Origin of the sequence: Kingella oralis (assembly GCF_014054985.1) — a bacterium.
GTDB lineage: Bacteria > Pseudomonadota > Gammaproteobacteria > Burkholderiales > Neisseriaceae > Kingella_B > Kingella_B oralis.
Genome location: NZ_CP059569.1, coordinates 595994 through 608484, shown reverse-complemented (window position 1 = coordinate 608484; position 12491 = coordinate 595994). Strand labels below are relative to the sequence as shown.

Here is a 12491-nt window from a genome sequence, read left to right as displayed (position 1 = left end):
CGTAACCCAATAGGCAGCCTGAAAACCATCCCGCCCCGCCCAATTTGCTATAATCCGCCCCTTTTTGCCCCACCCGTTTCCCCCTTTTCAGGCTGCCCCATGCGTCTCACCCAAATCAAACTTGCCGGATTCAAATCCTTTATCGACCCCACCACCATCCACGTTCCCAGCCAACTTGTCGCCGTTATCGGGCCCAACGGCTGCGGCAAATCCAACGTCATCGATGCCGTGCGCTGGGTGTTGGGCGAATCGTCCGCCAAGCAGCTGCGCGGCGAATCCATGCAAGACGTTATTTCCAACGGCGCCGCCACCCGCCGCCCCGCGCCGCGCGCCTCGGTGGAGCTGGTGTTTGACAACAGCGACCACGTTTTGCAAGGCGCGTGGGGGCAATACGCCGAAATCGCCATCAAACGCCAGCTCACGCGCCAAGGTGATTCCAGCTATTTCATCAACAACCAAGCCGTGCGCCGCCGCGACATCACCGACCTATTCCTAGGCACAGGCGTGGGCACCAAAGGCTACGCCGTGATAGAGCAGGGCATGATTTCACGCATCATCGAAGCCCGCCCCGAAGAATTGCGCGTGTATATAGAAGAAGCCGCAGGCATTTCCAAATACAAAGAACGCCGCCGCGAAACCGCCACGCGGCTAGACGACACGCGCGACCACTTGCAACGCCTCGCCGACCTGCAAACCGAGCTTGCCCGCCAAGTGGAAAAACTGCACGCCCAAGCCGCCACCGCCGAGCAATACCGCAGCCTGAAAAGCGAATTGGCGCAAAATCAAAACCTATCCGACTACATCCAATGGCAAAACGCCCTTGCCCAAGCCGATGCCGCCCAAGCGCAGCACGCCGATGCCCAAGCGCAACAGGCGCACAACCAAGCCACTAGCGACAGCCTTAACCAACGCATCCAAGAGTTGCGCCTTGCCGAGCGCGAGCAACAGCAGCAACACGATGCCCTGCAACAGCAACACGCCCAATCGCGCGAACACATCGCCCGCCTAGAAGAACAAATCCGCGCCCAACACGCACAAAACGAACGCGCCGAGCGTGACCGCCAATCCGCCCAAGCCCAGTTGCACAAACTGCGCCAGCAACACGCCAACACCCTAGCCGAGCGCGAAGCCCTGCTGCAACAAGCGCAAGAAAAAAACAGCGAACTCGCCGAACTTGCCCTGATTGTTGCCGAACACGAAGCTCGCCTGCCCGAGCTAGAAGCCGCCGAGCAAACCAGCCAACACAATCACCAAAGCCAGCACGACCAAATCGGCAGCCTGAAACGCGAACACGCGCTCAAACAACAGCAGCAACAACACATCCAAGCCACCCTTGCCAACCACCGCAGCCGCCTGCAACGCCTAGCAGACGAACTCGCCCAGCTTGGCGCAGCCGACAACCCCGCCTTGCAACAAGCCAAAGATGCCGCCCAAACCCTGCAACACCAATGCCAAGCCGCCGAAATCCAATGGCAACACCGCCAAGCCCAATTAGGCAGCCTGAAAACGCAGCAGCAAAAAGCCCAAGCGCATTATCACACCCTCCATCAGCAACACATCGCCGCGCAAGCCCAGCAGCAAGCCATCGCCCAAATCCTGCACAGCAGCGCGCCCAACGACTTTTGGGCAAACACCGACTACGCCCAAACTCCCAGCCTGTGGCAACAGCTCACCGCCCCCGAAGCATGGCAACACGCCATCAGCGTGGTGCTTGCCGAACGCTTGCACGCCAAAAAGCTGCCCGCCGAAGCCGCCTTGCCCAGCCCCTTGCCGCAAGGCGCAGCCGCATGGCTCAACCAAACGCATCCCATCGGCAAGAAAACCCAGCCCGCCCAAGCCCTACTCAATCAAATCCAAGCGCATAAAGATTTTCAGGCTGCCTTACACGACTGGCTGGACGGCATCCTCTGCGCCCCCGATTTGGATTACGCCATCGCCCACCAAAGCGAACTTGCCCCGCAGCAAATATGGCTCACGCCGCAAGGGCATCGCGTGGACAAACACAGCATCACGCTGTACCACGCCGCCAGCGGTTCAAACCTTATCCAGCAAAAAGCCCAACACGACGAACTCACCGCGCAGCTTGCCACCCTCGCCCCCCAGCTTGCCGCTGCCCAACAGCAAGCCGAAGATGCACAAACCGCGCTTGCCCAAGCCGAAGAAGCGCACAGCCAAGCGCAAGAACACTACCGCGAATTGTTAAGCCAACTGCAACAAGCGCAAAACCACGCCAACCAGCTTACCGAGCGCAGCAACCAAGCCCAGCTTCGCCGCGAACACATCGCCCAAGAGCAAGCCCAGTTGCAAGACGAAATAGAACTGCTTGCCCAACAAAGCGACAGCCTAGCCGAAGACAGCGATACCCTTGCCCAATCGCTAGACGAGTTGGAACACCAATTTGACACGCTATCAGGCAGCCTGAAAACGCAGCAACACGCCCTCAAAACCGCCCAGCTCGCCCTGTTGGAAGCCAATCGCCAATACGGCGCAGCCGAATTGGAACAACACAAAATCCAACAACGCGCCGATAGCCTTGCCGAGCAAGCCGCGCAAATTTTGCTGCAACAGCAAGACTGGCAGCAGCGCATAGAAGAAGCCACGCTCGCCCAAGAAGCCGATGAAGCTGGCAGCGAGCTTGCCGAGCAGTTGCTCATCGCCCAAGAAGCCAGCGCCGAGCTTGCCGAGCGCATCGCCGCCGCGCAAGAAACGCTTGTTCACACCCAAGCGCAAGGGCAAGAGCTGTTTAACCAAGCCCAAGCGCTTGCCGCCGAGCTGCCGCAAATTCAGGCTGCCGTGCAAAACGCGCTGTTGCAACAGCAGCAAGCCGAGCTTAACGCCCAGCGTTACCACGAACAGCTTACCGAACGCGGCGCAGATTTAGCCGCCCTTGCCGTTGCCGAGCATTCAGGCAGCCTGAAAAGCCTATCGCAACACATCAACCGCCTGCTGGCGCAAATCGAAGCCTTGGGCGCGGTGAACCTTGCCGCGCTGGACGAGCTTGCCGAAGCCCAGCAGCGCAGCGATTACTACCGCAGCCAAAGCGAAGACGTGCAAAACGCCATCGCCCTGCTGAAAGAAGCCATCGCCCAAATTGACCACGAAACCCAAACCCGCTTCTTGGAAACCTTCCACGCCGTCAACACCAAAATGCAAAGCATCTTCCCCACGCTGTTTGGCGGCGGCGAAGCCACCTTGCAGCTTACCGACAGCGACCCGCTCAGCGCAGGCATCAGCATCATGGCGCGCCCCATCGGCAAGAAAAACAGCTCCATCCACCTATTGAGCGGCGGCGAAAAAGCCCTTACCGCCATGAGCCTCGTGTTTGCGCTGTTCAGCCTGAACCCCGCGCCATTTTGCCTGCTGGACGAAGTGGACGCGCCGCTGGACGATGCCAACACCAGCCGTTTTTGCCAGCTGGTGAAAGAAATGGCAGCGCAAACCCAGTTTCTCTATATCTCGCACAACCGCCTCACCATGGAAATGGCAGAGCAGCTCATCGGCGTAACCATGCAAGAAAAAGGCGTATCGCGCATTGTTGCCGTGGATATTAAACAAGCCATGCAAATGGCAGAGGCAGCCTGAAAACATGAAAACCCGCCTTTTACGATTATTCGCATGGCTTGCCGCACTCTACGCCGCCGTGTTATGCGTGCTCTATTTCCAACAAGAAAACCTGCTGTTCCACCCCAGCAAAATCTCCGCCCGCTACGCCTACGCTTTCAGGCTGCCACATGAAGAAATCGCCTTGCCCGTAAACGGCGCAGTGCTCAATGGGCTGCATTTTCGCCCGCCCCATGCTCATAGCAAAGGCGCGGTTTTGTTTTTCCACGGCAACGCAGGCGCACTGGATAGCTGGGGCGAAGTGGCGCAACGCTTTGCCGAGCTGGGCTACGACAGCTATGCGTTTGACTATCGTGGCTACGGCAAAAGCAGCGGGCAAATCCACAGCCAAGCCGATTTGCTCGCCGATGCCGAGCGCATGGCGCAATATGTGCGCCAACGTTTCCCCGCCGGGTCAATCATTGTGGTGGGCAATTCCATTGGCAACGGCATGGCGGCGCACGCTGCCGCGCAGTTGCGCACGCCCAAGCTGGTGTTGATTTCGCCCTATTTTCGCCTGCGCGATTTAATCTGCGAAAAAATGCCGTTTGTGCCGCCGTTTCTCATCAAATATCCGCTGCCCACCGCCGACTATCTCGCCACCACGCCCAACACGCAGGTGCTGATTTTCCACGGCACGCACGACACGCTGATTCCCGCTCTTCACGGGCAACGGCTGGCGCAAACCTTGGGCGCACGGGCGCAGTATCACGAATTGCCCGCCGGGCACAACGATATGTTTAGCCAAGCGGCGTTATGGCAAACGCTGGAACAAGCGTTGCCATGAAGCGTTGAGGCAGCCTGAAAACCGCTGTGTCTATTTTCAGGCTGCCTTTGTTTTATGAAAGACCATCAAAATGCTGGATAACCTTTACCCCGATGTCGTTTTGCTGGCGGGCGGCGGGCAAACGCCAAGCTGTCCCGTTCCCCCTATTTCCCCCGCGCCGCCGCCCGATTACCGCGCCTTGCTGCGCCATCCCGACGATTTTGAATTTTCGGTGAACGGCTGCTGTGTGCGGATTTGGAATGCGGCAGGCTGCCTAGGGTCTGTTGACAATCAACATTTTGGCGGCTTTCACGCCATAAAACGGCATCTGCCGCAAGCGTTGGCGATGGGCGACGATGGCGGCGGCGGGCTGTTTTTGCATATGGCAGGCGCGGCGGGCAAGGGGCTGTATTACTGCCGCGCGGCGGATTTGGACGCAGCCGAAGCGGTGAAAATCGCCGACAGCCTGCGCGGCTTGCTGGCGGAAGGTCAGGGCAGAGCGCAGCTCGCCGCATTATAAAAGGCAGCCTGAAAGCGAATTTTCAGGCTGCCTTTTGCGGCTTGCAAACCTTTCAGGCTGCCATCGGATTCAAACTCCAATGGCAGCCTGAAAAACAAAACCGTTCGGCGCGATGCCAAACGGTTTTTTGCGGGACGGATTGGATTTCAGGCTGCCCCATCAATCCTCATCCACCCAAGCCTTGCCGCTCATCGCGTCCACGTTCACCTCATACTTGCGCCCGCCGCTCAAAATCTCAAACTCATAGCGGCTGCCGCGTTTGCCGATGTCAAACTCCGCCTCGGTGATGATGCCGCCGTTGGTTACGCCGAACGCCGCCTGCGCCGCTTGCACCGCGGTGATGTTGCTCTGCCCCGTCATTTTGGGCAGATAATTCGCTCCGGCCGCCGCCGCAATGCCCAGCAGCAACGCCAACACGCCGCCTTTGAGCACCGTTTTGCGCGTGGGTTTCAGTTGCTTGATTTTTCGCCCCAGCCAGCGCACGGCGGTTTTGCCCTGCTGCGCCGATTTTTTCGCCGCCTCTTGCAGCTTCTCTTTGCCGTTGGGGTCTAATTGGATTTTTATCATTGTGAATGTCCTTTCAAGGGTAACAAGATTGCCCGCATCAGCGGTTCGCATTCAGCCAACCGCCGCGCCCGATAAGGCAGCCTGAAACGCCGTTTCGCCATCAATCGTCCAAATGGCTGGACAGCACCGCGCCCGTTTTGGCATCCACTTCCACTTCGTATTTCTGCCCGTTTGCCGTGCGCACGTCCACGTCAAAATGGTCGGGCTTGTTGCGGCTGCGGTCAAATTCCACCTCGGTTGCCTGCCCACTGCCCACTTTGGCAACGGCAATCTGCGCCGCTTTTTCGTGGGTGATGTAGCTGGCGCGGTTTTGCTCGTAGTGCAAATAATCGCCGCCCGCCAGCGCGGGCGTGGAAACGGCAGCAAACAATGCGGCAAATAAAACGGCAGCGGTTTTGTTGGTGTTGAATTTCATGGTATGACTCCTGTTAGTAGTTAAGAAAATGTGTGTCGCTTGACAACGCTGCGCAGTATAGAAAACGAAAATTAGGAGATAATTAGGAGTATGTTAAAATGAGTAAACAAAATAAACGCTGCAACAGAGGCAGCCTGAAACGCCGTTCAACGTAGCAAAAACCCAAAATGAAACGCCCCCTAATCCCGCCTTGCTCGCGCCTGCCCGCAAGGCGGCAAAGCCAATTTGCCGCGCCAAAGCGTCCGTTTAAACCGGCAGCCAAACGAACTCACCGCCACCGGTACGCGCAACCGGCAAACGCTCTTCCGCCTGCCATGCAGCCGCGCGCAATTTCACCCAATCGCCACATGGCAACGCCAAAACGCCACACAAACCGCCTTATCCACCAATAAACCATGAAACCCACCCCCTCGCTCACCCTGCGCCTGATAACAGGCATCCTACTCATCGCCGCCACCACCGCGCTATACCGCTGGCAAAAACCCCTGCCCCTCTCCGACATCAAAATCATCAACAGCGCCGCCATCAGCCTCGCGGGCTACGCGCTATCCGCCCTATCCATCAACAAACTGCTCTATTTCCCCGGCCGCCAAAGCTGGCTCAACATCCTGCCCACCGTAGGCATCGCATACAGCAGCGTGTTTGGCATCGCCGCCCTGTTTTTTGTTACCTTTTCCAACAGCTTTGTGTTAAGCAACGGCATTCTCACCGCCCTGTTTTTCCTTGCCGATTACCGCCGCCACAGCCGCCGCACCCCGCTGATGGCATACATCCCACTCGGGCGCGCCCGCGAAGCCGACCAAATCCCCCATGCCAACTGGCTGCGATTAGACCAAGCCCAACTGCCGCACAACAGCGTGCAAGCCATCGTTGCCGACCTACACAGCCCCGATTTGGGTGCAACATGGCAACGCTTTCTTGCCGACTGCACGCTGCACAACATCCCCGTTTACAACATCCGCCAAATAGAAGAATCGCTCACAGGGCGCGTGAAAATCCGCCATCTCTACGAAAACGACCTTGGCTCGCTGCTGCCCCCGCCCGCCTATATGCTGATTAAACGCATCATGGACATCGCCCTGATTACGCTCAGCCTGCCCATCACCCTGCCGCTAATGTGCCTCACCGCGCTGGCGGTGGTGCTGGAAAGCCGAGGCGGCGCGCTGTTCACCCAAAACCGCATCGGGCAAGGCGGGCGCGAATTTACCATCTACAAATTCCGCAGCATGGCAAAAAATTCCGAAGCGCACGGCGCGCAGCTTGCCCAGATTGGCGACGCACGAGTAACCCGCGTGGGCAAATTTATCCGCAAAACGCGGCTGGACGAGCTGCCCCAGTTTTGGAACATTTTGCGCGGCGACATGAGCCTCATCGGCCCGCGCCCCGAGCAGCGCGTGTTTGTAGAACAATTTAACCAGCGCATCCCGTTTTACAACTACCGCCACATCGTGAAACCGGGTTTATCGGGCTGGGCGCAAGTAACCCAAGGCTACGCAGGCAACGAAGACGAAACCCAAATCAAGCTGGAACACGATTTTTACTACATCAAACACTTCTCGCTTTCGCTGGACATCCTGATTATCTTCAAAACCATCAAAACCATTTTGACAGGCTTTGGCGCAAGGTAGCCTTTCGGCAGCCTGCGCAGCGAAGCGGAGTTGTGAAGCTAAAAAAACCATGCCTCACGTTTAAACCACGCCAAACAGTAAGCGTAGGTCGGGCATTTATGCCCGACAAACACTGCCCTATTTATCTTGATGCACCACAACTAAAAACATCGGGCATAAATGCCCGACCTACTAAGATTTCAGGCTGCCTCAAATAAAACGATAACAGCTTGCCCAAACCAACAACCCCAAAGGCAGCCTGAAAACCAATTCCCATTTTCAGGCTGCCCCATCCCCTCAACCAACCACAAAGGACTCCCCATGAACATCCTCATCACAGGCGGCGCAGGCTACATCGGCAGCCACACCGCCATAGAACTCATCAACGCAGGGCACACCGCCATCATCCTAGACAACTTGGACAACGCCTCGCCCAAAGTGCTGCAACGCATCCAAGAAATCACAGGCGTTGCCCCCATGTTCTACCAAGGCGACATCCGCGACCGCAGCATCCTGCAAAAAATCTTCGCCGAACACAAAATCCACAGCGTATTGCATTGCGCCGCGCTCAAAGCCGTGGGCGAAAGCGTGCGCCAACCTCTGCGCTATTACGACAACAACATCACAGGCAGCCTGATTTTGCTAGAAGAAATGCAAAAAGCAGGCGTGCACAGCATTGTGTTCAGCTCATCCGCCACCGTTTACGGCGACCCCGAAATCGTGCCCATCACCGAAAACAGCCCCACAGGCGCAACCACCAACCCCTACGGCACATCCAAACACATGATGGAACGCATGATGCAAGACCACCAACACGCCGAACCCGATTGGAGCGTTATCCTGCTGCGCTACTTCAACCCCATCGGTGCCCACCCCAGCGGCAAAATCGGCGAACAACCCAACGGCATCCCCAACAACCTACTGCCCTACGTCTGCCAAGTCGCCGCAGGCAAACTCAAACAACTCGCCGTATTCGGCAACGACTACCCCACCCCCGACGGCACCGGCGTGCGCGACTACATCCACGTTGTCGATTTAGCTATCGGACACCTCAAAGCCATAGAACAAAAATCCCAAACCGCAGGCACGCATATCTACAACCTTGGCACAGGGCAAGGCTATTCCGTGCTAGACATCGTGCACGCCTTTGAAGCCGCATCAGGACAACGCGTGCCCTACGCCATCAAACCGCGCCGCGCGGGCGACATCGCCACCTGCTATGCCGACCCCGCCAAAGCCCAAGCCGAGCTAGGCTGGAAAGCCGAACGCGACCTGCCCACCATGATGCAAGACGCATGGCGCTGGCAAAGCCAAAACCCCAACGGGTATGACGACTAAACCCCAAACGCATTTTCAGGCTGCCTCTATCGCATCAAGGCAGCCTGAAATCTTCACAAAATTCTAAAACATTAAAACTGCCGTCATTCCTAAAATCACCATGCAAACAGAAGCACTCCCCATCCACTTCCCCGCCAAACACCTCGCCCTCAGCAAAATAGAAGGCACACACCCCAGCCTGCTCATTATCATTCTGCCCGCCCTGTTGCTGATTGCCGTCGCCAGCATCGCAGGCACGGTTATCCTGTTTAACGACCTCGCAAGCGATTACAAGCATGGCATTATCCTGATGCTCGCGGTGGCAGCGTTTAGCCTAGGCTATTTTGCTCACCTGCTGCGCCAATATCAACGCAACCGCGCCATTTTGCACGCGCTCAACCGCGCCGATGCCCAACCGTGGAAACTGGTCGCGCTATGGGCAGACGTGGCATGGATAAGTGATAAATACAAGAAAATTACCTTTGGCTACACCGCCACCATCAACGGCATGCCACAGCAAATTACCTTCGCCGACCGCCCCAACCTTATCCGCTATCGCAACAAATTTCTCGCCATCGCCCCGCGCCACGGCGGCGCGCCCGCGTTGATAGACGACACATTAAGCACCATTCGCGGCTTAACCCGCGCCGAGCGGCAAGATTTAATCCGCCAAATCCAAGCGTTGCTTGATGCAGAGATGGATGAGGCAGCCTGAAAAACCCCAAAGTCGTCTGAAAACAGCATGAGAAGTTTTCAGACGGCCTTACAAATGCCAAAGAACGCGTGCGTGGCAGAGCCACACACCCTACGGCATGCAGGCTACGCTTGCTAATCTAGTACAGCCCCTTGTTTAAAGCGAAGTCAGAAAAGTCAGAAATCCCAATATCACGCCGACTGCGTTGGGTATAATCAGAATCCAGTCTTTCCGGGGTTCTTTGCTCCAACCGTACAAAACCCAAATCAGACAGGATGCTGCTGCAAACAGGGGTTGCCACGGCTGCGCCTTTGCCCCTTGCATATTGGCGATAATTTGGGGGATATAGGCGACAAATACGAAAATACCCATTGCCGCCCCTATGCTGCCGACAAAGGTATTGAATTTTGCCTTGCTTATCATGGTGGTAAGTCTCCTTTGGGGTTTAACGGTTCTGCCGTTGCCGAAACGGCGTTTCAGGCTGCCTTATTGTACCACAAAGGCAGCCCGAAAGACGGATTCCGAATCTATATCTCGTTTTGCACGGATGGTCTTGCCGGATATCTGCTGCACCTGTAAAAATCTGCCATTTCGAATAGAAAAACGGCATCGGCGGTTTTCAGACTGCCTGAAAACCTATCGGACACAGAAAGCAAGCGTAGCCTGCATTGTAGGGTGTGTCGCCCAAGCGACGCACGCGGTTTCCAATCCCCCAAAGGCAGCCTGAAAAAACCAAAACCGTTTGGCGTTTCCACCAAACGGTTTTTTCTCGGCAATCTACTTTTAACCTCGTTAAAATCTGCGGCTTTCAGGCTGCCATCCCTCCCCAGTCATCGCATCAAAAATCGTCGCATCAAAAATGATGCACAATCAATTTTTTCCCTTTGCAATCCAACACATCCACTTCCATATTAAACGCCGCCTGAATATTCGGCACAGTAAACACTTCATCAGGGCAGCCTGAAAACAACACCTGCCCCTGCTTCATGGCAACCACATGGTCGGCATAAGCCGCTGCCATATTGATGTCGTGCAACACCACAATAATCGTGCGCTGCTGGCTGTGCGCCAATTGACGCAGCAATTGCATCAGGTTGCGCGCGTAATACATATCCAAATTATTCAGCGGCTCATCCAACAGCACATATTCAGTGGATTGGCAAAACACCATCGCAATCAGGGCGCGTTGGCGCTGCCCGCCCGATAGCTCGGTTAAATAACGATGCGCCAAATCTTGCAGCTGAAATTCCACCAGCGCGTTGTCCACAATCGCTTGGTCTTCCGCGGTGGGCTGCCCTTGGTGATAAGGATAGCGCCCAAACAGCAGCAAATCGCGCACGGCGATGCGGCTGTGGATGCTGTTTTCTTGCGTCAAAATCGCCAGCATTTTTGCCACTTGGGCGGTGGGCGTGCCAGCAAGGTCGCGCCCGTTGTAGCTGATGCTGCCTGAAACCAGCGGTTTGAGCCGCGCCATAAACGACAGCAGCGTGGATTTGCCTGCGCCGTTTGCGCCGATGAGCGCGGTGATGCCGCCCTGCGGGATGTCCAAATTCACGTTGTTTAAAATGGTTTGATGGTGGATTTGATGCGATAAGTTTTGGATTTTAATCATATTTAGTTGCTTTAATAGGAAGGGTTAAAGGGTAACAAGCGGATGTTTTCAGGTTGAAATCTTTGTAAAACCTACTGAGGCAGCCTGAAAAAACAATAAACGCCGTCATTCCCGCGCAGGCGGGAATCTTGTTTGATATTCATAAACTGCTGTAAAAACAAAATATTGTTTAAGTTTAACCAAGATTCCCGCCTGCGCGGGAATGACGGCAGTTGTGTGGTTTGGGAGGTTTTTGCAAAGGTTTCAAACTGCCTTGCCCTTTTTCAACACCAACCACAAAAATACCAAGCCGCCCACAAATTCAATCACCACGCTCAACACCGCTTTCATGCCCAGCAAATGCTCAAACACGGTTTGCCCCAACACCAGCATCACCGCCGCGATTAAAAACGCCATCGGCAGGCGCACGCTGTGTTTCAGGCTGCCTGAAAACGCATTCACCAGCGCACACACCAGCAGCCCAAAAAAACTCACCACGCCCACCGTTGCCGTGGCAGAAGCCACCAGCAGCGCAATCCAAAACAAAATCCACAGCGTGTGGCGTTGGTAATGAATGCCCAAGTTAATCACTTGGGCGCGCCCGAGCAAATGCACATCCAAGCGATGCCGCTCGCGCCACAAAAACGGCACGCTAATCAGCATCAACACGCCGCTATACGCCAGCATCTGCGTGTTCACGCTGTTGAAGCTGGCAAAGGTGGCGGCTTGGGCGGCGGTAAATTCCTCGGGGTCTATCATCCGTTGCAGCAGGCTAGATAGGCTGCGAAACAGCACGCCAAACACCACGCCGATTAAAATCATCCGCGCCAAATCGCGCCCGCCTTGTTTGAGCAACAGGCTAAACAGCAGCAACGAGCCGCCCAGCATCGCCGCCAATTCCAGCGAAAACTTGCCCAACGGCGCCAGCTGCGCGTAGCCCAAACCGCCCAACGCCGCCACCAGCGCGGTTTGCAAAAACACATACAGCGCGTCAAAGCCCAAAATCGACGGCGTTAAGATGGGATTGTGGGTGATGGTTTGAAACAGCAAGGTGGACACGCCCACCGCGTAGGCAACCAGCAGCAAGGCGGCGAGCTTTTTCGCCCGCAGCGACAACACGAAATCCCACGCGCCTTGCGCGTTCCAAGTGAGAAACAGCGCGGCGGATAGGATAAGCAGGGCGGATAAAATCAGAATAATTTTTGTGGATTGAGACATGATATTCAGACGGATAATTTGTTTACTTGGGCCGGGCGGATAAAACCATTTTCAGGCTGCCTTATCGTTTCAAGCTGCTATCTTGGCAAAGCCCACCATCGTTGGAGCGGCGGCGGCTCGCCGACATCTTGGTAAAACAGCCATACTTTGTTGTAGCCATTTGGCGGCGAGCCGCCGCCGCTCCATTTTAGGTTTC

General features: G+C 56.0%; 14 protein-coding genes. 9 read left to right on the top strand and 5 right to left on the bottom strand.

Going from position 1 to position 12491, the window contains the following annotated elements:
- Positions 1-99 precede the first annotated feature (99 nt).
- From smc to H3L93_RS03235, 3 genes are all read left to right on the top strand, one after another.
- Positions 100-3582, top strand: coding sequence for a chromosome segregation protein SMC (gene smc / locus H3L93_RS03245; protein ID WP_003796967.1), 3483 nt, complete (start codon positions 100-102; stop codon positions 3580-3582).
- Positions 3583-3586: 4 nt separating this feature from the next.
- Positions 3587-4387 carry an alpha/beta hydrolase gene (locus tag H3L93_RS03240; protein ID WP_003796970.1) on the top strand — a complete coding sequence of 267 codons (801 nt, stop codon included), beginning with the start codon at positions 3587-3589 and terminating at the stop codon, positions 4385-4387.
- 70 nt (positions 4388-4457) lie between these two features.
- Positions 4458-4886: a hypothetical protein gene (locus H3L93_RS03235; protein WP_003796972.1), complete on the top strand. Its 429-nt coding sequence runs from the start codon at positions 4458-4460 to the stop codon at positions 4884-4886.
- Positions 4887-5045: 159 nt separating this feature from the next.
- Here H3L93_RS03235 and H3L93_RS03230 read toward each other — a convergent pair whose 3' ends face one another.
- Entirely contained in the window at positions 5046-5453 is a 408-nt protein-coding gene (locus H3L93_RS03230) for a PepSY domain-containing protein (protein ID WP_155803161.1), read from the bottom strand.
- A gap of 100 nt (positions 5454-5553) precedes the next feature.
- Positions 5554-5868: a PepSY domain-containing protein gene (locus H3L93_RS03225; protein ID WP_003796977.1), complete on the bottom strand. Its 315-nt coding sequence runs from the start codon at positions 5866-5868 to the stop codon at positions 5554-5556.
- A gap of 225 nt (positions 5869-6093) precedes the next feature.
- On the opposite strand from H3L93_RS03225, the gene H3L93_RS03220 reads away from it, so the two are divergent.
- From H3L93_RS03220 to H3L93_RS03205, 4 genes are all read left to right on the top strand, one after another.
- Complete coding sequence (locus H3L93_RS03220; protein ID WP_155803162.1) at positions 6094-6267, top strand: hypothetical protein; 174 nt, start codon at positions 6094-6096, stop codon at positions 6265-6267.
- Positions 6264-7496 (top strand): sugar transferase, encoded by a 1233-nt coding sequence (locus tag H3L93_RS03215; protein WP_003796983.1) that lies wholly within the window; start codon positions 6264-6266, stop codon positions 7494-7496. Before H3L93_RS03220 ends, H3L93_RS03215 begins: the two co-directional genes overlap by 4 nt.
- A gap of 300 nt (positions 7497-7796) precedes the next feature.
- Entirely contained in the window at positions 7797-8813 is a 1017-nt protein-coding gene (gene galE / locus H3L93_RS03210; RefSeq protein WP_003796984.1) for a UDP-glucose 4-epimerase GalE, read from the top strand.
- A 100-nt stretch (positions 8814-8913) separates the two neighbouring features.
- Complete coding sequence (locus tag H3L93_RS03205; RefSeq protein WP_003796987.1) at positions 8914-9507, top strand: hypothetical protein; 594 nt, start codon at positions 8914-8916, stop codon at positions 9505-9507.
- Positions 9508-9642: 135 nt separating this feature from the next.
- On the opposite strand, the gene H3L93_RS03200 is transcribed toward H3L93_RS03205, so the two are convergent.
- Positions 9643-9858, bottom strand: a complete 216-nt coding sequence (locus tag H3L93_RS03200; protein ID WP_268884239.1) for a SemiSWEET family transporter — start codon at positions 9856-9858, stop codon at positions 9643-9645.
- Between H3L93_RS03200 and H3L93_RS13455 the strand changes: the two genes are divergently transcribed.
- Entirely contained in the window at positions 9781-10065 is a 285-nt protein-coding gene (locus H3L93_RS13455) for a hypothetical protein (RefSeq protein WP_281365084.1), read from the top strand. The two genes, H3L93_RS03200 and H3L93_RS13455, sit on opposite strands and share 78 nt — an antisense overlap.
- 274 nt (positions 10066-10339) lie before the next feature.
- Here the strand turns inward: H3L93_RS13455 and H3L93_RS03195 are convergent, their stop codons facing one another.
- Positions 10340-11098 (bottom strand): iron ABC transporter ATP-binding protein, encoded by a 759-nt coding sequence (locus H3L93_RS03195; protein ID WP_003796990.1) that lies wholly within the window; start codon positions 11096-11098, stop codon positions 10340-10342.
- A 243-nt stretch (positions 11099-11341) separates the two neighbouring features.
- On the bottom strand, positions 11342-12295 hold the full coding sequence (locus tag H3L93_RS03190; RefSeq protein ID WP_003796992.1) for an iron chelate uptake ABC transporter family permease subunit: 954 nt from the start codon (positions 12293-12295) through the stop codon (positions 11342-11344).
- Between the two features lie 26 nt (positions 12296-12321).
- Here H3L93_RS03190 and H3L93_RS03185 point away from each other — a divergent pair, with 26 nt between their 5' ends.
- The gene (locus H3L93_RS03185) at positions 12322-12486 is read left to right on the top strand and encodes a hypothetical protein (protein WP_003796994.1); all 165 of its coding nucleotides are present in this window, start codon (positions 12322-12324) and stop codon (positions 12484-12486) included.
- Positions 12487-12491 lie beyond the last annotated feature (5 nt).

Excerpts from the sequence above, each read along its gene's own strand:
- smc (WP_003796967.1), top strand. The coding sequence starts at position 100 with ATGCGTCTCACCCAAATCAAACTTGCCGGATTCAAATCCTTTATCGAC.
- H3L93_RS03240 (WP_003796970.1), top strand. The coding sequence starts at position 3,587 with ATGAAAACCCGCCTTTTACGATTATTCGCATGGCTTGCCGCACTCTAC.
- H3L93_RS03235 (WP_003796972.1), top strand. The coding sequence starts at position 4,458 with ATGCTGGATAACCTTTACCCCGATGTCGTTTTGCTGGCGGGCGGCGGG.
- H3L93_RS03230 (WP_155803161.1), bottom strand. The coding sequence starts at position 5,453 with ATGATAAAAATCCAATTAGACCCCAACGGCAAAGAGAAGCTGCAAGAG.
- H3L93_RS03225 (WP_003796977.1), bottom strand. The coding sequence starts at position 5,868 with ATGAAATTCAACACCAACAAAACCGCTGCCGTTTTATTTGCCGCATTG.
- H3L93_RS03215 (WP_003796983.1), top strand. The coding sequence starts at position 6,264 with ATGAAACCCACCCCCTCGCTCACCCTGCGCCTGATAACAGGCATCCTA.
- galE (WP_003796984.1), top strand. The coding sequence starts at position 7,797 with ATGAACATCCTCATCACAGGCGGCGCAGGCTACATCGGCAGCCACACC.
- H3L93_RS03205 (WP_003796987.1), top strand. The coding sequence starts at position 8,914 with ATGCAAACAGAAGCACTCCCCATCCACTTCCCCGCCAAACACCTCGCC.
- H3L93_RS03200 (WP_268884239.1), bottom strand. The coding sequence starts at position 9,858 with ATGGGTATTTTCGTATTTGTCGCCTATATCCCCCAAATTATCGCCAAT.
- H3L93_RS03195 (WP_003796990.1), bottom strand. The coding sequence starts at position 11,098 with ATGATTAAAATCCAAAACTTATCGCATCAAATCCACCATCAAACCATT.
- H3L93_RS03190 (WP_003796992.1), bottom strand. The coding sequence starts at position 12,295 with ATGTCTCAATCCACAAAAATTATTCTGATTTTATCCGCCCTGCTTATC.